Source organism: Ignavigranum ruoffiae (assembly GCF_900110675.1).
GTDB lineage: Bacteria > Bacillota > Bacilli > Lactobacillales > Aerococcaceae > Ignavigranum > Ignavigranum ruoffiae.
In genome coordinates this window covers 92,833-115,372 of record NZ_FOEN01000005.1, presented here as the reverse complement: position 1 = coordinate 115,372, position 22,540 = coordinate 92,833, and the positions used below count along the sequence as shown (strand labels likewise).

Here is a 22,540-nt window from a genome sequence, read left to right as displayed (position 1 = left end):
TTAGACAAAAGGAGTCGACATTAATGAAAAAATCGTTTGTTAATAATGTATTTAAATCATTATTTGCCTCAGCAATTGCTGTATCTTCCTTTGCTAGCCCAGTAATGGCTCAAGACTACGATCAATTAATTTATGGTGCCGATCTTGAAATTGAAGGCTTAAGTCAACAACAAGCTCAATTATATGCAGAATTGGCAGCCGCTTACGCTGAAGCGAACGAACTTAATGAGAAAGCCAACGCTTTATTACAAGAATTATCTCAAGATGATAAAGAAATCACTGAGTTACAAGGACAAATCAAAGAATTAGAAGTTGTGATCACCAAACGTCAAGACCTACTAGCAGAACAAGCTCGTGCCGTACAAGTAACAGGTGGATCTGCTAATTACTTGAATTATGTTGCTTCTTCTAAAGATGTATCCGACTTTGTTGGTCGTGTTGATGTAGTTCGTAAGATGGTTGATGCAAACAAAGATTTATTAGATGTTCAAATTGCGGATAAAGAAGCTGTAGAGAATAAACAAACCCAAGTAGAGACAGCTAAAGAAGAAAAAGTAGTTAAGATGATTGACCTAGAATCATTGAAAGCTTCTCTAGAAGAAACAATGGCTAATCAAGAAGCTGTTTATAATCAATTAACCAATGACATCAGCTTAGCTCAAGCAAATCGTCAAGCTTTAGTTGAAGAAAAAGCTGCCTTCGAAGAAGCTCAAGCCATTGCAGCTCAACAAGCTGCTTTAGCAGCGGCCCAAGCTCAAGCCGAAGCAGAAGCTATAGCTGCGGCTCAAGCCCAAGCTGAAGCAGAAGCCCAAGCGCAAGCAGCGGCTCAAGCTGAAGCCGAAGCTCAAGCTCAACTTGAACAAGTAAGCAATGGCCAAGAATCCGTTGAAACTATTGAGACCGAAGTTGTCACTGAAAGCCAAGCTCCAGTTGAAAATACAGAAGTACAAGCTGAAGAAACAGAAGTAGTAACTGAAGTAAGTAGCGAAACTGCTCAAGTAGAAGAAAGTAGCCAAGCTGACAACGTTATTGCTGGCCCTGCTGGAGATATTACTATTGATCAAACCGCTCAAGAAGAAGCTGATCAAGTTGCTGCTGAACAAGCTGCTCAAGCTGAAGCCGACCGGGTGGCTGCTGAACAAGCTGCTGCTCAAGCCGAAGCAGAACGTGCGGCTGCTGAACAAGCTGCCCAAGCGGAAGCAGAACGTGTCGCCGCTGAACAGGCTGCCGCTCAAGCGGAAGCTGATCGGGTAGCAGCAGAACAAGCTGCGCAAGCCGCTCAAACAGCTTCAGGAGATTTATTATCCAATGCAGCTAAATATTTAGGAACACCATATGTTTGGGGTGGAAAATCACCTTCAGGATTTGACTGTTCAGGATTTGTACAATATGTTTACAAAGAAACCTATGGTAAAGATATTGGTGGTTGGACCGGAGCTCAAGAATATTCAGGAACACGAATTTCTGTTGCTGAAGCTCAACCAGGAGACTTATATTTCTGGGGTAATCCTGGATCAACTTACCACGTTGCCATCGCAACCGGAAATGGAAACTATATCCACGCTTCCCAACCTGGAACACCATTAGAATACAACTCAACACAATGGTTCACTCCACAATTTGCTATTCGAGTTAAATAATAGATAAATTTTTAAATTAAACCTTCAATGCATCAATCGATGCTTGAAGGTTTTTTAATATTTCTACAATATTGAGGGTTGATAGAAGAGAACTTTTCCTTCAACCTTATTTTTTAACCCAAAAGTATAGAAGTCTGAAATATTAAAAATAAGAAATAATCACAGAAAGGACGCTATGTTGTAACTATAGATGTAAAATAATGTTTCAATATAAAATTTTCTCATCGATGATTAAATGGCCTGTATATTGGATAGTTCTGATGACTCTTAAAAAAATTGAAGCCAACTTTTGAGTATTTATGCTAGGTGCAACTCGATAGTCATACCATTTCTAATTTTGGCACAGGTAATGTGCCAAAGTTGTTATTTCAATCTGTTGAAAGCGCTTTGACATTTGACTACTATTAAAGTAAGAAAAAGAATGGAGGCAGTAGCATGGAAAGACAAAATAATGTCGCCTGGAAGTCAGGCATTCAGAAATTAGGTTCTTATTTAAGTAGTATGGTTATGCCTAATATTGGTGGATTTATTGCCTGGGGTGTCTTAACCGCCTTGGTTATCCCTGACGGCTATTTACCTAATGAAGCATTAAGCTCCATGGTGGGTCCGATGCAACAATATTTACTTCCCTTATTAATCGGCTTCACTGGTGGTAGCATCGTTTATCAACAGCGCGGGGGGGTAGTCGGAGCAATTGCTACCATGGGTGTGATTGCCGGTGCGGGGGATACACCAATGTTTATCGGTGCTATGATGATGGGACCTTTAGGGGGTTGGTTCATTAAGAAATTTGACCAAGCCATGGATGGCAAAATCCCTTCTGGATTTGAAATGTTGATTAATAATTTTAGTTCTGGCCTTTTAGGTTTCTTCTTAGCCGTTTTAGGTTTTTATGCCATCGGACCCGTAGTTTCTGGGGTAACAAACTTTCTAGCAGCAGGGGTTCAAACGATTATCAATGCGGGCATCTTGCCTTTAGCTAATATTTTTATTGAACCTGCTAAGATACTTTTTCTAAATAATGCGATAAACCATGGTATTTTAACACCAATCGGTACTCAACAAGCGGAAAGCTTGGGCAAGTCAGTAATCTATCTCTTAGAAGCAAACCCTGGCCCTGGTCTAGGAGTCTTGTTGGCTTACTTTATTTTTAGTAAAGGATCAGCAAAATCATCATCGATCGGAGCAATGATTATTCATTTCTTAGGTGGGATCCATGAAATTTACTTCCCTTATGTCATGATGAAACCTATGTTGTTCTTAGCGGTAATTGCCGGCGGGGTAACAGGAACTTTTGTTTTCCAATTATTAGGCGCCGCCTTAACTTCTCCAGCCTCACCTGGTTCAATTATTGCAATTATGGGGATGTCTGCTAAAGGCGCCCACTTATCTGTTCTTATGGGGGTTCTAGCTGCCGCCTTGGTATCCTTTATGGTAGCTGCCATGGTGCTTAAACTCGATAGAAATACGGAAGATAATTTAGAAGCCGTGCAGGATCAAGTTGCCGCTGCCAAACGCCAATCTAAGGGACAAGTCAGCCTAGTAAGTGGAGATGCTGCTCCAGCTTTGGCCAAGATTGATCGCATTATCTTTGCCTGTGATGCTGGAATGGGATCGAGTGCAATGGGTGCTTCCTTATTACGAAAGAAAGCCAAGAGCATGCAGATTGACTTACCTATTACTAATGTGGCGATTAGTCAGTTACAAGATCAGCCAGGAACTTTAGTGATTACCCAGGAAGAATTAACCGATCGGGCTCGTCGGCAAGCACCTAAAGCTGAACACGTATCGGTTGGTAATTTCTTAGATGGAGAACGGTACGATCAATTACTAAGCGAAATGATCGGTAAAGATAAAAGTCAAGCACCGGCCTCAGAAGAAGAAACTGTTTCAAAAATGAATATTACCAACAAAAAAGTATACTTTGTTTATCAAGATATTGTGGGACAAACGACGATGGCCGCTTCTCAGTTTAGAAATAAACAGCGAGCGAACGGACACTTAGCTTCGGCTCAGGCTATTGCATTAGATCAATTAACGACTAGTAATGAGGATGTTTTGATAACCAACCCTGAATTAAAAGACAGCTTACAAGAGCGATTCCCACAAGCGACCCTACTTATTTGGGATGATTTATTAGATGAAGAAAATTATGATGCTATACTATAAATAAATAGCAAATCAGGGGTGGATGATCATGGAGCTGACAGTTAGAGAACAACTTATTTTAAAAAATCTGCGTCATCTTGATCATGGCTTAACAGTTGCGGATTTACAAAAGATTCTCAAGGTAAGTCGTCGAACTGTTTACCGTGAATTGGCCTCTTTGCAAGCAAGCTTGGCTAGAGAAGAGATTCAACTCATCAAACCTAAAGATCAAGGTTATCAGCTAATTTTTAAAAATCCAGCTCAAATGACTATGGTGGATCGGTGGATTGACCAATCACAAGGACTTTGGATTGATATTCAAGAACGTCAGCAAGCGATGGCTTTGACCGTCCTCTTGAGTCAAGGTGTGCAGACGATTGAAGCCTTGGCCGATGAATTCCAAGTGAGTTATGGGACTGCTAGCAAAGATTTGGAAACGATTAGTAATGCTTTAGCCTCTTACAACTTGGAAATATTTCGTCAACCAGCTGTTGGTTTGCTGGCTCCGGACAAGGAGAAAGTGCTTCGACAAGTTGCTGGCTCCCTAATTTATAATGGGGTTTCTGAGTCAGAGTTTTTTAATCACCTGGAGAATTTATCAGAAAACAAAGGAAGATCTATAAATCATTATGTTCTGCAAATGATTGAGCCAGCATCATGGTTGATTGCTAAAGAAACTTTGGCTCAAGAGGCTATCCAGCGTTTTGACTTAGTCAACGATAATCAGTTGCAATATATATTGGTGATGTTAGCTTTATCGATTGACCGAATTAAGAAAGATCATCAAATCAATGATCAGGTTTCTATCAGGGGGATTGATAAAGATTTAATTAAATTGTCTCATCAAATTTATGGATCAATTTCTTTACAAATAGGTCAATCCATTGCCTTGAACGAACGACATTTCTTTGCCCGTCTATTAGCCGGGGTTAATTATAGAAAAGATATCAATCTTTTTAATCAGAATTTTGATTCTCAATTGACTTTTCAGGTCAAAGAATTTATCCAACAGGTTGCTAAACAAAGCGAGATTGATTTCCCTGCTGATTCGCGTTTATTTCAAGATTTATTGGCCCATATTCAGGCTTCCTTAAACCGTCCCAGTGGGCTTCTGCAGAAGATTGATAATTCGGTGCTCTTGAAGGTTGTTGGACAGTATCCGGAAATTTTTTCAGTCATTGAAAACCATTTTGCTCAAATTTTCTTTCGTGAGCCAGGGAAGGATCGTCATTCTTTATCTAAGGAGGAGCTGGCTTATATCTTGCTTCATTTTGCTGCTTCTATCGATCGAATGGCAGAGCACAGACTAGAGCATACCATTCTGGTGGTTTGTTCAAGTGGCATCGGTTCTTCACAAATATTGGAGCGACGAATCGAGCGCATGATTCCCCAAGTTGGTCAGATCCAAATTGCTAAGATATCTCAGTTAAGCCAGTTTAATCTTGAGGCCTATGATTTAATTGTCTCGACCATTCAGTTGCCAGATTTTCCAAGGAAATATATGCTTGTTTCGCCATTACTATTGGATGGAGAGATTAAAAACATTAAAAGTACTTTAGCTGAAATCGAAAGTTCGTCTGCTAAACCGCATAAAGCAAAGATATTTAAACAAAATAGCTTGTTATTTGATCAAGTCTATACTTATTTAACCATGGCCCATGATTTAACCACCTCTTTTGAATTAAGAAAGATAGAGCAGAAAGCAAATCTTCAAGCCAGCCTTTTGTTCATCTTGCAATCATTGGATAATAATATTATTCAAGATCCGCAAATGGTCGCCCAATCTTTACTGGAACGCTATCAGTTAGCACCGATTGGCATTCCGGGCAGTGAACTGGCTTTGTTTCATTGTTTGAGTCATCAGGTCAATCAAGCATATTTTGGAATTTATGAATTAGATCAACCTTTTACCATCACAGGAATGGATGGCCAAGCTCTTACGTTAAAACGGATGTTGATTTTAATCGGGCCAGATTCAATCTCAGAGTTGGGGCAGAAACTTTTAGGACATATTAGTCAATCAATTATTGAAACGGATCAGTATTTACGCACTTACAATCAGGGAAGTGAAGCAGAAATCAAAGCAATGATGAAGCAAGTATTCTTAGAACGAATCAAAGAATTTGAATAAATCAATTAAGGAGGGAAGATAGCATGAACTTAAATGAACATAATATTGAATTGAATCAGACGTTCAACGATAAGAATAAAGCTATTCGGCGAGCGGGTGAACTCTTAGTAGAATCTGGATCTGTGAGCCCTGAATATATTGAGGCCATGCTGGAGCGTGAGCAGATTGTCAGCACCCACATGGGAAACTTTGTTGCCATTCCTCACGGAACCGATGAAGCTAAGAAGCATGTTCGATCTACTGGCATCTCCGTGATCCAAGTCCCTTTTGGGGTGGATTTCTCAGAGAATCCCAATGAGGAGAAAATGGCGATGATGATCTTTGGCATCGCCGGAGTTGGTGACGAGCATTTAGAATTACTTTCAAAGATTGCTGTTCTCTGTTCTGAATTAGATAATGTCGTCAAGTTGGTTAATGCTAAAGATAAGGCAGAAATTATTCAATTAATTGAAGGAGTGGACTTATAATGCAAGCAGTACACTTTGGGGCAGGTAATATTGGTCGAGGTTTTATTGGAGAAGTTCTATTTAAGAATGATTTTTCGATTGATTTTGTCGATATTGATTCAAGAATCATTGAAGCGCTACAAAGCAGACAGGAATATGAGGTAGACTACGCCCAAGACCATGCAATCCCCCTTCAAGTTAATCAGGTTTCTGGAATTAATAATGGTGAGCATCCCAAAGAAGTGGTTGAAGCTCTGAAAGAAGCTGATATTGTGACTACGGCTATCGGTCCGAACATTTTACCTCATATTGCCGAATTAATCGCGAAAGGGATAGAAGCACGGATGAAAGCAGGAAAGACGCAGGCTCTGGACATTATCGCCTGTGAGAATATGATTAACGGATCAGGATTCTTAAAAGACCAAGTTTTACCTTATCTTAGTTCAGAGGCCAAACAATATGTAAGTCAATATATTGGTTTCCCAAATGCGGCCGTAGATCGTATCGTACCTATACAACACCATGAAGATCCATTAAAGGTAAGCGTAGAGCCTTTTAAAGAATGGATTATTGACCAAACCCAAATGCATTCCAACATCCGTCTGGAAGGAGTCCTTTACGTAGAAGATTTATTACCATATATTGAACGGAAATTATTCTCAGTGAATACAGGACACGCTACCGTCGCCTATTTAGGTAAAAAGGCAGGTTATGAAACAATTAGTCAAGCCATGCAGAATCCAGCGATTCGTCAATATTTGCAGGAAGTTCTTCAAGAAACTGGAGCACTCCTGGTGGCTAAATGGGGCTTTGATTCAGACCAGCATCAAGCGTATATTCAAAAGATAATCCAGCGCTTCCAAAATCCACATATTTCTGATGAAATTAGTCGGGTAGGTCGGACACCGATGCGGAAGTTGGGCTATGATGAACGCTTCATTCGTCCGCTCCGTGAACTGAAAGAACGCGGACTCCCATATGACCAACTTTTAACTGTAATCGCCAGCATTCTTAGCTATGATGATCCGCAAGATACTCAAAGTGTTGAGATGTTGACCCAAATCCAGGAACAGGGTATTCAATCAGCTATTGAAAATATTACAGGTTTAAAGGATGTTGATTTAATAAATCAAATTCTTTCACGTTATCAAGAAATTCACTAATCGTATTAAACAGGACGACAAATAGATACTTACCTGTTAAATAGATTTACTGCCAATCATTATAAAGACCATGATTATTGACTTCTCTGCTCAACTTAGGAAGAGGTGCGAATTGGGTCTTTATAATGATTATTTATTTGCGACTGTTTTACTCGTTAGGTTAAGAGTGTTTGGAACCTACTGAGGTTAATTCTTGGCTAATCATCGTTGACTTTAATATAATGATAGAAATCATAAAGATAGGGGTCGGCTCATGTTTAGATGGATCATCAGTTTATATATTTCAATGTTACCTGTCATTATAGGTGCGAGTCTAAACATGGCTTTTTGTAAGTCTCCGCTGTTTAAGCAATTAAATCGACCGCTAGATGGGAGTCGGAATTTTTGGGATCAAGAACCGATTTTTGGTCGCAATAAGACTTACAAGGGCTTTATTGGCATGATGGTTATAACTGCGCTTTGTCAAGGGTTGTGGGGCGCTTTACTAGCCTATCTACCTTTGGCAGAGTCTTTAAATCTCTATTATCGCTATCAGTTTAATCGATTATCCTATAATTTACTGCTAGGTGGCTTGCTCGGCTTTGCCTATGTCCTCTTTGAACTTCCGAATAGTTTTCTAAAGCGCCGTCTGCAGATTCCCCCAGGAAAGCATGCCCGTTCTGATTGGTTCTGGCCTTTCTTTGTCTTGGATCAAATTGATTCGCTAATTGGCATCGTCTTCTTTTCTTGTCTTGTAACTCGGATTTCTTGGCCAGAGGCATTGGGCATCATTGGTCTCGGTTTCTTTACCCATATCTTTGTCAACCAATGCCTATATCGATTTCATTTAAGAGCGAATCCTTATTAGTTAGGAGGAGAACAAATGCTAGCAACTTTACATCAAGCAACAGCCCAGGCTAGATATGGCAACAAAATTAGTCAATTAATCCAATTGATTCAATTAGGCTATCAAGTTCCTCCTGCTTATATCTTTGATGCCGACCAAGTCAAGACAGTCTTGGCAAAGACCTTCCAAGTTGAAGAACAAGATTTGCTGACCTTTGAACAAATCATGGCCTATGGCCAAAAGGGGATCAATCACCAAGCTCTCCTGTCAGCGCTTCATATACAGCTAGAGACCAAATTAGGAGACGACATGTGGCAGCCAGGAAAAGTATATATTGTTCGTTCTAGTGGAAGTTTGGAGGACTCAAAAGAATATGCCCATGCTGGATTATTCGAATCGGTCGCTCATTGTCGAAATTTGACCGATTTGTTAATGGCTATGAAAGATGCTATCGTGTCAATTTTTACGCCGGCCGTTCAGAGCTATTACCAACGCCACCGCCTTCAACAAACGCGTTTTCAATTTGCCTTACTAATTCAAGAGCAAATTGAGGCGGATTGGAGTGGTGTCGCATTCTCTTTGAATCCTTCAACGGGAGCGGATCAAGAATTTGTCTTAGAAGTGGTAGAAGGGGAGGGTGCGGCCCTAGTCGCTGGACAGGCAGAACCCCAGCGATTCACCTATCAGGTTCAGCAAGATTTGACGCATTCGCCTAGCAGCTCTCTCTTATCTCAACGAGTTTTGAACAATATCTGGCAGATAGTGGATCAATTGCGCCAATTTTATGCTTATCCGATTGACATTGAGCTTTGTGGGAAAGGAGAGCAGATTTTTCTGTTACAAGTCAGATCGATTAGTCAGCCACCTTTGCAGATTGACGATCAACGTTGGACGACAACTAACTTTCGCGACGGTGGAGTCTCAGCTCAAGTGGCGACGCCCTTAATCTGGTCCTTATATCGGGATACTTGGTCACAATCCTTGGGCAATTTTGTCTTAGATCAAGGATTGTGGCAGAATCAACCCTTGCCAGCTCTAATTTGTTATCATTTTGGTCGAATTTACTGGAATTTAGGCTTAGTCAAGTCATGCATGGCCCAAGTGCCCGGCTATGTAGAAGCCGAATTCGATGATGAATTAGGAGTACCGAAACATTATAAAGGACTGGGCTTTCTACAACCCTTCGGTTGGACTAGGTCAACTGAATTAAGCCAGAGATTGTTTCGCTTTATATTAACTGATCGCAAGAAGCGAAAAGAGGCTCCCACTTTCTTAGCACAGCTAAGTACAAGTGCCCAAGCATTTGAAAACAAGTTCAAGCCAACCAATGCCCGACTAGAACGAGATGAGCTCAAACTACTCTGGCAACAATTGGTTGACCAAGCTTATCGGCAGTCAGAGGAAGCCTACTTCCAGCGGGTCTTTTTGAACACAGTTCAATTCCCCTATCTTAAAAAAATTCTCTATCGAAAATTAACGGAGTCTGAGTTTTTTGCCCTAATTTCAGATCTAGCAAATTTATCTCACCGACGTCTCGATCGAGCCCTTGACCACTTAACTCAAACCATCGCTCAAGATCCAAGCGAGCAGGCCAAATGGTTGAGTTCATCGGCTCAAGCGTTAAATCAAGACTATCGTCAGCAGCAGCTTGGCCCTAGTCAAAAATTATTAGATCAGTTCTTGAAGACTTACGGTTATCATTCTTTACGCGAACTGAATTTACAAATTCCTAGTTTCATGGAAGATCCTTTGCCAATTATTCAAGCCATCCAGAAAAATTTACAAAGAACATCAAAGCCAGAGCCAGAACCATATTCTCTCAAGCATAATTCGGCGATGATTCATTCACTAAATCCTTTGGAACGGAGACTGCTCAAGCATTTGCGAGATTTGTTATGGTTGCGCGAAGAATACAAAGATCTATCGACTCGTTACTATCATCTGATTCGCCAACTAGCTCTCAGGGTGGGTGAGTATGCCACTCGTCAAGATGATTTGGATCAAGTAGAGGATATTTTCTATTTAGATCATGTCTCGATTCGGCGCTATCTCCATAGGGAGACTCCTGACCTAAGAGATGAGGTGGATTCGGCCAAGGCCTATGTGCGATCTTTTGCCAGCTACTCAGCCCCCTTAGAACTCTATCCTTGGACAACACCGTTAGCAGGCTCATTTACTGAAAACGAAGGACTGAGCGGTGTGGGTGCGAATCAAGGTTATGTTCAAGGCCGAGTTAGAGTGATTGAGCAGCTAACTGATCTAGATCAGATTGAAGCCAATGAAATTCTAGTTACCCCTTTTTTGGATACGGGCTGGGTTCATATCTTTTCCCAATTAAGGGGAATTATTACCGAGACAGGGGGGATTTTGTCTCATGGGGCGATTATGGCCCGTGAATATCAATTGCCGGTGATTGTCAGTGCCAAAGGGATTACGAGTTTATTACAAACCGGAGATTGGATTGCTATGGACGGCTTAAGTGGAAGTATCCAATTGATGCAGAAAAGGGAGGGAGTTTAATGTTTATTGGTGAATATGGGCCTTTTGTTTGGTTAACTTACTTAGGCCAAATTTTCTCCTTACTTTGTATGTACCAGACTTTAAATGGAGACCTGGCTAGTGGCTTACAATGGTATATTCTGGCCACCCTCTGCGATCTATTCGATGGCCGACTGGCTCGGAGTTTTGAGCGAACTGCGCTGCAGGAAAAATATGGCCAGCAAATTGATACCTTGTCCGATATGGTCAATTTTGCCTTTGTGCCGGTAGTACTTTTATTAGCGAGTAAGCTATCTTTGCTTCTCCGTTTAGTTTTAAGTGGGCTGACTTTACTCTCAGTAACGACTCGCCTTGCCTATTTCCAGCAGATTGAAGACCAAGCTGATCAGCCGCTAGCCTATTTTATCGGTCTACCGGCTGCCTATGCCGGCTTAATCTATCCTTGTACCTATTTATTGACGGCAATGTTGGCCCCTTCAGTTTGGCCAATGGTTCTAGCAATGGGGGCTTTGTTACTAGCTATCTTGCACGTCAGCAGGTTTAAAGTGGCCAAACCTGGTAAAAAGGCCTATGTTTTTTATCTAATCTTGGCTGTTTTGGTCTATTTAGGTCTGGGGTGGGTGTCATGACCTATTATTTTGATCGTCGGCGGCGGGAGTTGGTAATGGAACACGCTTATCAAGCAGACTTATTGGCCAGACTCTATTCGCCTGGCATCGCGTCTTTCTTGTTGCCCATCATTAAATCTCGCCTATTTAGTAAGTTATGGACTTGGAAAGATTACTTACCCAGCTCGCGGAAGAAAATTCAACACTTTATCCAGAAATACCAATTGCAGCCAGAAGAATTTACCGAGCAGGACTTTGCTCATTTTGCTGCCTTTTTCGAGCGTTCTTACCTGCCTTCCAGCCGGCCGCGGTGTCTCGAACCAGAAATCATGGCTGTGACAGATGGGAAGTTGTTGGTCTATCCGCTTGAGTCCCAAATGACTATCGAAGTCAAGGGACGGACTTATGCTTTAGCTGAATTATTTCCACAGCAAACAGATTGGTCACTTTACCATGGGGGTTACTTGTTCTTATATCGCTTGGCTATGGAAGATAATCATCATTATCTTTTTGCCGAATCGGGTCCGATGAGTGATCAATCAGATATTCCGGGTTCTCTCCATACCATTCGAGATCTCGGTCATCGCCACAGCCCTGTATTTATCGAAAACCAACGGTCTGTTTGTAAGATTCATCAGTCCAAGTTAGGACCTATCTGGCAGATGGAGATTGGTGCTTTGACTGTCGGACGAATTATCAATCATCCACGAGACCTGGCCCAACGAGGACAAGAGAAAGGGTATTTTAAATTAGGTGGTTCATCTATTATCGTGCTCTATCCGGCGAGCTCGCTTAAGATTGATGCAGATATTCTTGAATGGTCACAACAAGGCATTGAAACCCAGGTGAGAATGGGGGAAAGGATCGGTATTATCGATGATTAAACGCTGGCAAATTTACTTGAAAGAAATGTATCCTTTAGGATCTCGTAGTTTAGTAGCGATTATTTATTTTTTTGAAATATATTTTGTCTTGCTTTTAAATCGGGGAATCACTCAATTTCAAATAAATGGTCAAGAATTTGTCGGGGCTTATACAATTTTTTCTTTTTTATTAATTTTGCGGATCGCTGATGATTTCAAGGATTACGAAACCGATTTGCGCCTGTTTCCTCAGCGTCCCTTACCGTCAGGTCGGGTAAAGAAAGTTGATTTGGCCGTCTTATTAAGCCTGGTGGTGAGCACTTCTTTTCTTTTGAACCTGTTGTATATGAATAATTTAGTTTTCTTCTTGGTCTTGTATGCCTATGGCTTAGCTATGTCGTTATGGTTCTTTCATAAGGCTCAGATTCAGAATTCACTACCGATGGCACTGGTGACCCACAATCCAGTGATGATGATTTTAAATATTTATGTGCTAAGTTTTGTTTGTATTAAATATCATTTATCTGCTTTCAATTGGACCACGATTCTATTGGCCTTTACCATGTATTTCCCTAGTCTTATTTGGGAGATTGCCCGGAAGATTCGGGCGCCCGAAGATGAGACAGCCTATGTGACTTATTCCAAACTATTTGGTTATCAACGGGTGACGCGTTTTGTCCGTACCTTAACGCTCATCGATATTTGTACGAATTTTATCTTGCTTTGGCAAATTTCAAAATGGGGCGTGCTTGCTTTGGCTATCAATGTAATTTGGATGGTCTGGCTTTTTGAGAAATATTTGCAGAATCCCTCTACTTTTAAATTGATTGACAAAGTCGAACGCTACACCATGATTACTGAAGCAATTATGGTGCTTTCCGTCTTCTTCTATCTGTTGAAGGGAGCGATTTGATGCGTTTACTTACTTCCGCAGAGCAATTGGCTTTGTCGGGTAAGGCGGGTAACTTGGCCCGACTTCAAGTCTTAGATTTACCTGTCCCACCATTTAGTACTTTAGCTTTTGAATTTACTAAAGACCCTGCCTATCAAGCAGCTGTCGAAGCTTGGCAAGCCAAGGTAATTCATTCGAAAGACCCAGCGGACTCAATTCCTGATTTCATTTGCCAGTTTCTTCAAAGAGAAGCGACCTCAATTTTGGATCAGTTTAAGCCAGACGGTCTTTATAGTGTTCGCTCTTCGGCGAGTATCGAAGATGGTCCTCAACATTCCTTTGCCGGCCAATTTACCAGTCTGTTGAATGTTGCTGGTCGGGATTTAGCCCAGGCGGTTAATCAGGTCGTTGCTTCCTTCTATCAACCAGAAGTTCTCGCTTATTTATCATATAATGAATTGAGTTTGGCCGATTTGGAACCCTATATCATAATTCAAGAGATGGTAGCAGCAGAGTATTCAGGAATATATTTTACCGCCAATCCCCGCGGCTTATTGAATGAACATCTGCTGGTAGTGGGAGCGGGCCTAGGAAACCAGGTTGTCGAAGATAAAGTAGCAGTGACCACCTATTCCATTCATCCCCAGGATGAAATCATCTTGACCAGCCAATCAGGATCTGCTGCCCATTTAAGCCGGCAAGTCTTACAGAAATTACAAGAGCTAGCCACCCGTATCCAAAGCCATTACCAACAGGCGATGGATATTGAGTTTGCCCTGGCAAATGATCAGATTTGGCTTCTTCAAGCTCGACCGATTACTCAGCTTAGCCCAGAACCTAGGTATATTTTGGATAATGCGAATATCGTAGAATCGTATCCAGGTCTTACCAGCCCCTTGACCTATAGTTTTATAAGGGATATTGCCTATTACAAAGTCTTTGAAGGATTGGGACGACGACTCGTTCAAGGGCGGGAAGATTTGTTAGCAGTCTACCAAGCTTGCTTTAGCAACATGGTCGTATCGGTCAACAGTCGCATTTATTACCGGCTGGATAACTTCTATCATCTATTAAGGTTATTGCCTGGGGCCAGTTGGCTAATTCCCATCTGGCAAGATATGTTGGGAATTCGTCAACGTCAGCTTCCTGACCAACCCATAAAAATATCTTTATGGCAGCGAATAAAGGTAGGTTGGCAATTGATCAAGGCCTTAAAACATAATGATCAACGTATGACCGAGCTTGATCAAGATTTTCAAAGTCTGGAACAATATTATCGAGAAAATTTCCGTTCAGATTTATCGATGGAAGAATTAAAGGACTTATTTCAAGAATTACAAGTTAGGGTACTGGAGCAGTGGGATTTGACCTTGATAAATGACCTATATGCCTTTATTTTTACCGGCTTAGTGAAGAAACGCATAGGTCAACTTGGTCAAATTGCCGGGATCGATCAGATTGACAGTATGAAACCCACTCGAGCTTTGAACCAACTTGTGACATCACTTAAGGAATATGGTGCTGAAGATCAAGTGGAGGCTTGGATTCGGTCTGATAATCTAGCAAGTGATCTTCTGGAAAAGACAGATCAACCTGCAGGTCGGTTAATTCAAGACTATATAGAAAGGTATGGCGACCGGGTCCCCGAGGAATTGAAACTAGAAACCCATACCTTTCGAAGTCATCCGATTAAATTATTGACGCTGTTACAAGCTTTACTCAAAGATTCACAGTTAACATCGACCGTTACTGGACCCAACAACAATTTATTTAGTGAAGTTAGAAATCCTTATGATCGTTTTCTAATTCGACAGGCCAAGTTAGGGATTCGGCATCGAGAAAGCTCGCGCTTAAATCGGACCCGACTGTATGGCATGACCCGGTCTATTTTCCGTAGTCTAGGTCAGCGATTGGTCGAGCAAGATTTATTAACTCAGGTAGATGATATTTTTTACTTAACGATGACAGAAATTATGGCGGATGAATTCCCACATAATCTGACAGATCTGACAAAAATTGTGGCCGTTCGGCGCGAGAAATTTGATTTAGATCGTAATCTACCTGCTTATTCGCGCTTAATCTTCTCAGAGCAAATTTTTGAGAAGAATCCTCATGAGTATCTGCCGGTTAGAGGAGACCAGCATCAAACAGATTGGCTCTATGGCATTGCGAGTTCACCCGGTCGGGTACGGGGTCAGATTATTCGGATTGAGGATGTCCAACAAATTCCGATTGAAGCGGTCAAAGATAAGATTATTGTCTGTAAAATGACCGACCCAGGTTGGGTCTTTCTCTTGATGCAAGCTAAAGGCATTATTGCTGAGCAGGGGTCGCTACTCTCTCATACCGCGATTATCTCGCGTGAATTGAAGATTCCAGCTGTGGTCAATGTCAACCAAGCGATGGATGTGTTAGTGAATAACCAGTGGGTCGAGTTAGATGGAAACCATGGTCAGATTCAAATCATGAAAGAAGGGGATCTTGATGGAGATTAAAGGAGTCAAGCTAGCGGATCAAACCGCCAGTGATTTTATTAATTTAGTCAACCCACTCTATCCGCCCAGTCAACGGCGTCCCCGAGCTGAACTGATTCGACAATTACTCCAGCAAAGTCATCCTTTAAGTTCACAATTTGACTTCAAGGCATACCTTCTTTATCAAGACCAACAAGCCATTATGCGCGCTGCCTTAACCTTGTACCCCCAAAGAAAGGAAGCATATTTAGGCTTTTTTGAAGGGGTGAATCAAAAAGAAGCGCTGCGATATTTAATGGATCACTTAGCAGCTGAAGCTCAAGCCTTGGGTTATCAAACCTTGGTTGGCCCGATTGATGCTAGTTTCTGGTTAGGCTATCGAATGAAAATCGATCGATTTGATCTACCAGCTTTTACCGGTGAACCCCATAATCTATCCTATTATCCCGAATTATGGCGGGCAGCCGGATTTGAACAGATCGAGACCTATCTATCAAATACTTATCCGGCTCCGGCCAAGAACTTTCAGGCCCGCAAATTAGAACAGCGTTATCAGCATTTTAAGGCTTTGGGGATTAACTTTCGCTCGGTCAACCGACACCATTGGTCGGTGGATCTTCAGCAGATGTATCGATTATTGACTGAATTATATCGAGACTTTCCTTATTTTGAAGAGATTGACCAAGAAACTTTCATCCAGCTATTTGATCCATTAAAGAAAGTATTGAATTTTAGTCGGGTCCAGCTGGCTTTTGATCAAGATCGTTTGGTCGGTTTTATGATTGCGATTCCCAATTATGGTCATTTATTAGATCAAGAATTGAATCTATTTCGCCTGTTACAAATCCTACAACGGAAATATTGGGCCAAGGAATATATTATGATGTATTTAGGAGTAGATCCCGCTTATTTGGGATTGGGTTCAGCTTTGGTCTATCCTTTGGTTAAGCAATTTCAAGACAAACACATTCGGTCCATCGGTGCACTGATCCATCAAGGGAAGGTTTCAGAAAACTATCTCGGTAAGATGATAGAGCATCAGACTCATTATGCACTTTTTCGCAAAGAATTAGCCAATAATTAATCTGAAAAGACTTAAAGCTCGAAGAGATGGACTTCCATTTCTTCGAGCTTTATTCACGGCATTTATTATTGCAAAATTTTATAGGGCGGTTTGATAAATTTGACGAGAAATTTCTAGCGTTTGGCTTCGATTTTCACCCAGTGCAGTCATTTGATGGCGTTCTAATTGTTGGACTAAATAATCAATGTCTTCAGCGTTAACACCAATTTCAGCCAATCTAACCGGCATATCGACCGATTTGAAGAAATCTTCGGTGGCTTGAATCGCTGCCTGATATTTAGCCTCATCATCACCAGCCTGAATCTGCCAAACATTCTCAGCGTATTGAACAATTTTGGCAAACTTTTCGTCTTTACGGACTTTCATTGTAGCTAGAATAATCGGAGTTAAGGTCTTGGCATGGTCGGTACCGTTAAAGGCAGTGATTTCATGACCGAGATTATGGGTTGACCAGTCTTCAGGGACTCCAGGACTCATAAAACCATTCAAGGCTTGGGTACAGGTCCACATAAAGTTGGCTCGGACCGCATAATCGTTATGGCCTTCTTTAATTTGTGGGCTGAGTTTAATTAAGGTCCGTAGGGCGGTCTCGCTCCAACCATCTTGAATCATAGCTTCAATGGGTTGGGTTAAATAGGCTTCCAGGACATGGACAAAGGCATCACAAATTCCATTATTAAGTTGACGTTGTGGAAGCGTATAAGTTAATTCCGGATCTAAGACCGAGAACTGCGGGAAAGTATAGGGACTGCCGAAAGATAATTTCGCTTGTTTCTCTTTAAAGGTAATGACACCGCCAGAGTTCATCTCAGATGCGGTAGCAGGTAGGGTTAAGACACTGGCAAATGGCAAGGCTTCTTGAATGGCTTGACCTTGTCCCACCCCTTTAGCAAAGATATTAATGGGATCTCCCGGGAATTTGGCTGCTGCGGCAATGAATTTAGTACCATCAATGACTGAGCCTCCGCCGACGGCTAAGATATAATCAAAGCCTTCTTTTTTAATTTTGTCGACCGCTTTCATTAAGGTTTCATAGACTGGATTAGGCTCAATACCGCCAAATTCTGCATATTGTCGATCGCCAAGCGCCGTCAAGACTTTGGCCAAAGTGCCAAAGCGTTTGACACTGCCACCACCATAAGTAATCAGAATTTTTGCTTGTTTGGGGATGTATTTATCAATTTTCTCAATTTGACCCTGACCAAATAGAATCCGTGTTGGATTATAGAAATTAAAGTTATGAATTGCCATTAAAAATCCTCCTTCTCTTATCATTAATTTTACCTGATTTAACTAGAAATATCAGTAATTGTGTTATACTATTAAAAGAATTATTGCGATAAGGGAGGCACTCATTTGTGACGAATCAATCAACTCAAGAAACATTCTATATTACGACCCCTATTTATTACCCCAGTGGCCGTTTACATATTGGAAATTCTTATTCAACCTTGGCCAGCGATGCCCTGGCCCGTTATCATCGCTTATTAGGCAAGGAAGTTTTTTTCCTAACGGGTACTGATGAGCACGGCTTAAAAATTCAACACAAGGCTGAAGAATTAGGGATTCATCCTCAAGCCTATGTGGATCAAATGGCCGAAAAAATCCAGAAACTCTGGCAGACCTTAGAAATCACCAATGACTATTTCATTCGGACGACCGATGATTATCATGAACAAGCTGTACAGGACATTTTTGAACGACTGTTAGCCCAAGGTGATATCTATTTGGGCGAATATGAAGGCTGGTACTCAGTTTCTGATGAAGAGTATTTTACCGAAACCCAGTTAGTAGAAGTTTTTAAGGATGAAAATGGTAAAGTTACCGGCGGAATCGCGCCATCGGGCCATCAAGTTGAATTAGTGAAAGAAGAATGCTATTTCTTTAAACTTTCGAATTATGCGGATCGCTTGTTAGCCTATTATGAATCACATCCCGACTTTATTAAGCCGGCCTTTCGTAAGAATGAGTTAGTAAATAATTTCATTAAGCCTGGTTTAGAAGATCTGGCCTTGACGCGGACTACTTTTTCTTGGGGTGTGCCGGTCAAATCCAACCCTAAACATGTCATCTATGTTTGGATTGATGCCTTAGCCAACTATATTACCGCCTTAGGCTATGGTTCAGCGGATACGGCCCTGTTTGATAAATTCTGGCCGGCGAATGTTCATGTGATTGGAAAGGATATTACACGATTCCACATGATTTATTGGCCAATTCTGCTGATGGCTTTAGATTTGCCACTCCCTAAACAAATTTATGGTCATGGCTGGATCGTGATGAAAGATGGTAAGATGTCTAAATCTAAGGGCAATGTCATCTATCCAGAAACCTTGATTGAACGTTATGGTTTAGATGCTACACGTTTTTATCTTTTACGAGAACTAAGCCAAGGGAATGATACGGTCTTTACACCGGAAGATTTTGTAAGTCGCTTAAATTATGAGCTGGCCAATGACTTGGGTAATTTATTGAATCGTACGATTTCAATGATTAATCGTTATTGCCAAGGTCAAGTACCTACGGATTTTTCTTCAATGGAAGCAACAGCTTTTGATCAAGCTTTGGAAGAACATTTCCAAACTTACTTGACTAAATTCCACCAAGCCATGGAAGATTTAGCTTTAAATCAGGCCTTAGATCACGTTATGACCATGGTTTCTCGAACCAATAAATATATTGATGAAACTGAACCATGGGTGTTGGCTAAGGATGAAGCCAATCAGCCTAAATTAAATGCAGTGATGTTCCACTTAGCTGAAGCTTTACGGATCGTGAGTCATCTATTACGTCCATTCATGATTCACACACCGGCCAAGATTTTCCATCAATTAGGTCTAACTCAGCAAGAAGATTTATTATTCACCCAGTTACATTGGGGTGAATTCCCAGCTAATAGCCAAGTGGTGGCTAAAGGTGAGCCTATCTTCCCTCGCTTGGAAGTGGATGAAGAAGTAGCCTTTATTAAAGAAGTGATGAGTCCATCTCAAGAGAAGACCGATTCGTCAACAACTAGCGTGACTGATCCAGATTGGCATCCTGAAGACATTGAATTTCTGGTTGAAGAAACGCCTGAAATTAACTTTGACCAGTTTATTCAAGTTGAAATGCGGGTGGCTGAAGTCATTGATGTGGCTCCTGTGGAAGGATCTAATAAACTCTTACGCTTCCGTCTGGATGCCGGTGATTCGATCCATCGACAAATCTTATCAGGTATTGCCAAGGAATATCCAGATTATCAAGCCCTGATTGGCAAGAAAGTTGTGATTGTAGCTAATTTGAAACCGCGGAAGATGATGGGTTATTTGAGTCAAGGAATGATACTATCTTCTGAGAAAGATGGCGTATTGCATTTGCTTTTTGCTAATCAGGAAGCCGCCAATGGCGCTTTGATTGGTTAATGCTAAAGACCTAATCTCTTCAATGTCAAGAGGTTGGGTCTTTTGCCCTTAGAAAGGAGTTAAGATGAAGTTATTCGATACACATACTCATTTGAATGCAGATCAGTTTGCTGGTCGAGAAGCTGAAATCGTTGCGGCCGCTCAAGAGGCCGGTGTCGCATATCTGGCTGTGGTTGGATTCGATCAACCGACTATTGAGAAGAGCTTAGAATTGAGTCAGGAATATGCCAATATTATCAGCGTATGCGGTTGGCATCCAACTGAAGCCGCTAGCTATAATCGGCAAGTCGAGACTTATTTGGAAGAAGTCTTAAGTCGGGATAAAGTACAGATGCTGGGAGAAATCGGCTTGGATTATTACTGGGATACGGCGACGAAATCTGAACAAGAACGGGCCTTTCGTCGTCAAATTGCTCTAGCCAAGAACCTCCATCTGCCTATTACCATCCATAATCGGGATGCGACCGAAGATTGTTACCGGATTTTGCGGGACGAAGGCTTGCCAGCAGCCGGAGGGATTATGCACAGTTTTGGCGAAGATGCCGAATGGGCTCAACGTTTCTTAGATTTAGGCATGCATATTTCCTTCAGTGGGGTCGTAACTTTCAAGAAAACGATAGAAGTTCGAGAAGCTGCCAAGATTGTGCCCGACAATCGTTTATTAATCGAAACCGATGCCCCATATTTGGCTCCAGTGCCTAAACGAGGCAAAGAGAATCAGCCGGCCTATGTACGTTACACCGCAGAACTTCTTAGCCAAGTCCGGGGCATAGAATTGGAAACTTTGGCTCAGTTAACGACTCAGAATGCTTTTGACTTATTTAAATGGTTCCCTGGAGGAAGATCATGATGAATGAGATTCCCCAGGAAGTTATTGTGGTTGAAGGTCGCGATGACAGTCAGCGGCTAATCCAGACCTATGGACCGCAAATTAAGACCATAGAAACCAATGGTTCTGCCCTCAGTCGACAGACCCTACAGCAAATTGTGCGGGCAGCAGAAGCAAGTGGCATTATCGTCTTTACTGATCCGGATTATCAAGGGGAGCGCATTCGACGTTTGATTCAAGAGGCGGTGCCCGAAGCGAGGCATGCTTATCTAAGCCAAGACCAAGCGCGCGCCCAAAGACCAGGCTGCAGTCTAGGGATCGAACATGCACAAGCAGCAGATATACGTTCAGCTTTAGCCAAGGTGATGACCCCCCAACTGGCTAACGATTTAGATCGCATACCTATGAGCGAGTTGATGCGGTTGAAATTAGTCGGCCATCCTCAGGCTCGTCGCTACCGCCAGCGGGTAGCACAACATTTTAATTTGGGCCATTTAAATGGCAAACAATTGCAAAAACGCTTGGCCCAATATAATATTCAACTATCAGAATTGGAAAGATTTATGAAGGAGGCTACCGATGACCAAGCAACTACCAATTGCTAATCCAGCCCGAACTGCTAGTTTGATGAAAGAATATGATATCCAGATGAAGAAAAGTCTGGGACAGAATTTCTTGATTGACAGCAATATATTAGACAAAATGCTAGCAGTGGGCCGAATTAATCAACACACTACGGTCATAGAAATTGGTCCTGGCATCGGCGCCTTGACTGAGTTCTTAGCTCAGACTGCTAAGCAAGTCTATGCCTTTGAAATTGACCAACGATTTGTTGACATATTAAGTGAGACCTTGGCTGACTATGATAATGTGAAAGTCATTCATCAAGATATTCTAAATGTTGATTTTCAAGCGGAAGCTTATGCGGAACTGGCTCAGGCGGAAGATTTAGTGGTCTGCGCCAATCTGCCTTATTATATTACCACCCCGATTATTATGCATTTAATTCAGGCGAATCTCCCTTTTGACCGGCTGATAATGATGATGCAGAAGGAAGTCGCTGAGCGGATGACGGCGGCAGTGGGGACCAAGGCCTATGGATCCTTATCTTTAGCGATTCAAAATCAAATGCAGGCTGAGCTGGCCTTTACCGTTCCTAAAACGGTCTTTATTCCACGCCCGAATGTCGATTCGGCTGTCTTGGTTCTTAAACGCAAAAGCGAGCCCAGTGTTCCTGGGGAACAACGTTTGGCCTTTGAGCATTTCGTGAAGGCGGCTTTTAGCCAACGTCGTAAGACTTTGTGGAATAATTTGAAGAACTATCCGGCTGACCAAGATTTGAGCATAGATCAGTGGCAGAAAATTTTCGACCAAAGTCAAATTGCTAGTAATCGTCGCGCCGAGTCACTTGATTTGGCAGAATTTATTCGACTTTTTATACAATATCAACAGGTCCAAGCTGAAGCGCTGACTTAACAGATATCCAGCCCTTTCATTGTTGAGGGCTGTTTTTTATCGAATTTTATGCTGTCATCC

Annotated in this window: 17 protein-coding genes; 16 read left to right on the top strand and 1 reads right to left on the bottom strand. The window is 41.7% G+C overall.

Annotated elements, in window-relative coordinates:
• Positions 1–23 precede the first annotated feature (23 nt).
• The 12 genes from BMX34_RS05455 to BMX34_RS05400 all read left to right on the top strand — a co-directional run bounded on the left by BMX34_RS05455 (position 24) and on the right by BMX34_RS05400 (position 16,774).
• Positions 24–1,640: a C40 family peptidase gene (locus BMX34_RS05455; protein ID WP_092571641.1), complete on the top strand. Its 1,617-nt coding sequence runs from the start codon at positions 24–26 to the stop codon at positions 1,638–1,640.
• Positions 1,641–2,075: 435 nt separating this feature from the next.
• Positions 2,076–3,809: a PTS mannitol transporter subunit IIBC gene (locus tag BMX34_RS05450; RefSeq protein ID WP_092571639.1), complete on the top strand. Its 1,734-nt coding sequence runs from the start codon at positions 2,076–2,078 to the stop codon at positions 3,807–3,809.
• A 28-nt stretch (positions 3,810–3,837) separates the two neighbouring features.
• Positions 3,838–5,919: a BglG family transcription antiterminator gene (locus BMX34_RS05445; protein WP_159428857.1), complete on the top strand. Its 2,082-nt coding sequence runs from the start codon at positions 3,838–3,840 to the stop codon at positions 5,917–5,919.
• A 23-nt stretch (positions 5,920–5,942) separates the two neighbouring features.
• The gene (locus tag BMX34_RS05440) at positions 5,943–6,386 is read left to right on the top strand and encodes a PTS mannitol transporter subunit IIA (RefSeq protein ID WP_092571634.1); all 444 of its coding nucleotides are present in this window, start codon (positions 5,943–5,945) and stop codon (positions 6,384–6,386) included.
• Positions 6,386–7,528, top strand: a complete 1,143-nt coding sequence (locus BMX34_RS05435; protein ID WP_092571632.1) for a mannitol-1-phosphate 5-dehydrogenase — start codon at positions 6,386–6,388, stop codon at positions 7,526–7,528. Before BMX34_RS05440 ends, BMX34_RS05435 begins: the two co-directional genes overlap by 1 nt.
• 253 nt (positions 7,529–7,781) lie before the next feature.
• Positions 7,782–8,375 carry a CDP-archaeol synthase gene (locus BMX34_RS05430; RefSeq protein ID WP_092571630.1) on the top strand — a complete coding sequence of 198 codons (594 nt, stop codon included), beginning with the start codon at positions 7,782–7,784 and terminating at the stop codon, positions 8,373–8,375.
• 15 nt (positions 8,376–8,390) lie between these two features.
• A complete protein-coding gene (locus BMX34_RS05425) occupies positions 8,391–10,874 on the top strand; it encodes a PEP/pyruvate-binding domain-containing protein (RefSeq protein ID WP_092571628.1) in 2,484 nt (827 codons plus the stop codon).
• A complete protein-coding gene (locus BMX34_RS05420) occupies positions 10,874–11,482 on the top strand; it encodes a CDP-alcohol phosphatidyltransferase family protein (RefSeq protein ID WP_092571626.1) in 609 nt (202 codons plus the stop codon). Before BMX34_RS05425 ends, BMX34_RS05420 begins: the two co-directional genes overlap by 1 nt.
• Complete coding sequence (locus BMX34_RS05415; protein ID WP_092571624.1) at positions 11,479–12,345, top strand: phosphatidylserine decarboxylase; 867 nt, start codon at positions 11,479–11,481, stop codon at positions 12,343–12,345. Before BMX34_RS05420 ends, BMX34_RS05415 begins: the two co-directional genes overlap by 4 nt.
• Positions 12,338–13,237, top strand: coding sequence for a UbiA prenyltransferase family protein (locus BMX34_RS05410; protein ID WP_092571622.1), 900 nt, complete (start codon positions 12,338–12,340; stop codon positions 13,235–13,237). Before BMX34_RS05415 ends, BMX34_RS05410 begins: the two co-directional genes overlap by 8 nt.
• A complete protein-coding gene (locus BMX34_RS05405) occupies positions 13,237–15,711 on the top strand; it encodes a PEP/pyruvate-binding domain-containing protein (RefSeq protein WP_092571620.1) in 2,475 nt (824 codons plus the stop codon). The genes BMX34_RS05410 and BMX34_RS05405 overlap by 1 nt, the downstream gene beginning before the upstream one ends.
• Positions 15,701–16,774, top strand: a complete 1,074-nt coding sequence (locus BMX34_RS05400; protein ID WP_092571619.1) for a hypothetical protein — start codon at positions 15,701–15,703, stop codon at positions 16,772–16,774. The genes BMX34_RS05405 and BMX34_RS05400 overlap by 11 nt, the downstream gene beginning before the upstream one ends.
• 78 nt (positions 16,775–16,852) lie before the next feature.
• Here BMX34_RS05400 and BMX34_RS05395 read toward each other — a convergent pair whose 3' ends face one another.
• Positions 16,853–18,025 (bottom strand): iron-containing alcohol dehydrogenase, encoded by a 1,173-nt coding sequence (locus BMX34_RS05395; protein WP_092571617.1) that lies wholly within the window; start codon positions 18,023–18,025, stop codon positions 16,853–16,855.
• Positions 18,026–18,132: 107 nt separating this feature from the next.
• Between BMX34_RS05395 and metG the strand changes: the two genes are divergently transcribed.
• The 4 genes from metG to rsmA all read left to right on the top strand — a co-directional run bounded on the left by metG (position 18,133) and on the right by rsmA (position 22,480).
• Complete coding sequence (gene metG / locus BMX34_RS05390) at positions 18,133–20,175, top strand: methionine--tRNA ligase (RefSeq protein WP_092571615.1); 2,043 nt, start codon at positions 18,133–18,135, stop codon at positions 20,173–20,175.
• Positions 20,176–20,239: 64 nt separating this feature from the next.
• Positions 20,240–21,025: a TatD family hydrolase gene (locus tag BMX34_RS05385; protein ID WP_092571613.1), complete on the top strand. Its 786-nt coding sequence runs from the start codon at positions 20,240–20,242 to the stop codon at positions 21,023–21,025.
• Positions 21,022–21,609: a ribonuclease M5 gene (rnmV, locus tag BMX34_RS05380; RefSeq protein WP_234971679.1), complete on the top strand. Its 588-nt coding sequence runs from the start codon at positions 21,022–21,024 to the stop codon at positions 21,607–21,609. Before BMX34_RS05385 ends, rnmV begins: the two co-directional genes overlap by 4 nt.
• Complete coding sequence (rsmA, locus tag BMX34_RS05375; RefSeq protein WP_092571611.1) at positions 21,584–22,480, top strand: 16S rRNA (adenine(1518)-N(6)/adenine(1519)-N(6))-dimethyltransferase RsmA; 897 nt, start codon at positions 21,584–21,586, stop codon at positions 22,478–22,480. Before rnmV ends, rsmA begins: the two co-directional genes overlap by 26 nt.
• Positions 22,481–22,540 lie beyond the last annotated feature (60 nt).

Bases quoted from the DNA above. Each gene is read 5' to 3' on its own strand.
- BMX34_RS05435 (WP_092571632.1), top strand. From the start codon at position 6,386: ATGCAAGCAGTACACTTTGGGGCAGGTAATATTGGTCGAGGTTTTATT.
- rsmA (WP_092571611.1), top strand. From the start codon at position 21,584: ATGACCAAGCAACTACCAATTGCTAATCCAGCCCGAACTGCTAGTTTG.
- BMX34_RS05445 (WP_159428857.1), top strand. From the start codon at position 3,838: ATGGAGCTGACAGTTAGAGAACAACTTATTTTAAAAAATCTGCGTCAT.
- BMX34_RS05395 (WP_092571617.1), bottom strand. From the start codon at position 18,025: ATGGCAATTCATAACTTTAATTTCTATAATCCAACACGGATTCTATTT.
- BMX34_RS05430 (WP_092571630.1), top strand. From the start codon at position 7,782: ATGTTTAGATGGATCATCAGTTTATATATTTCAATGTTACCTGTCATT.
- BMX34_RS05455 (WP_092571641.1), top strand. From the start codon at position 24: ATGAAAAAATCGTTTGTTAATAATGTATTTAAATCATTATTTGCCTCA.
- BMX34_RS05425 (WP_092571628.1), top strand. From the start codon at position 8,391: ATGCTAGCAACTTTACATCAAGCAACAGCCCAGGCTAGATATGGCAAC.
- BMX34_RS05400 (WP_092571619.1), top strand. From the start codon at position 15,701: ATGGAGATTAAAGGAGTCAAGCTAGCGGATCAAACCGCCAGTGATTTT.
- BMX34_RS05410 (WP_092571622.1), top strand. From the start codon at position 12,338: ATGATTAAACGCTGGCAAATTTACTTGAAAGAAATGTATCCTTTAGGA.
- BMX34_RS05450 (WP_092571639.1), top strand. From the start codon at position 2,076: ATGGAAAGACAAAATAATGTCGCCTGGAAGTCAGGCATTCAGAAATTA.
- BMX34_RS05415 (WP_092571624.1), top strand. From the start codon at position 11,479: ATGACCTATTATTTTGATCGTCGGCGGCGGGAGTTGGTAATGGAACAC.
- BMX34_RS05405 (WP_092571620.1), top strand. From the start codon at position 13,237: ATGCGTTTACTTACTTCCGCAGAGCAATTGGCTTTGTCGGGTAAGGCG.
- rnmV (WP_234971679.1), top strand. From the start codon at position 21,022: ATGATGAATGAGATTCCCCAGGAAGTTATTGTGGTTGAAGGTCGCGAT.
- BMX34_RS05440 (WP_092571634.1), top strand. From the start codon at position 5,943: ATGAACTTAAATGAACATAATATTGAATTGAATCAGACGTTCAACGAT.
- BMX34_RS05385 (WP_092571613.1), top strand. From the start codon at position 20,240: ATGAAGTTATTCGATACACATACTCATTTGAATGCAGATCAGTTTGCT.
- BMX34_RS05420 (WP_092571626.1), top strand. From the start codon at position 10,874: ATGTTTATTGGTGAATATGGGCCTTTTGTTTGGTTAACTTACTTAGGC.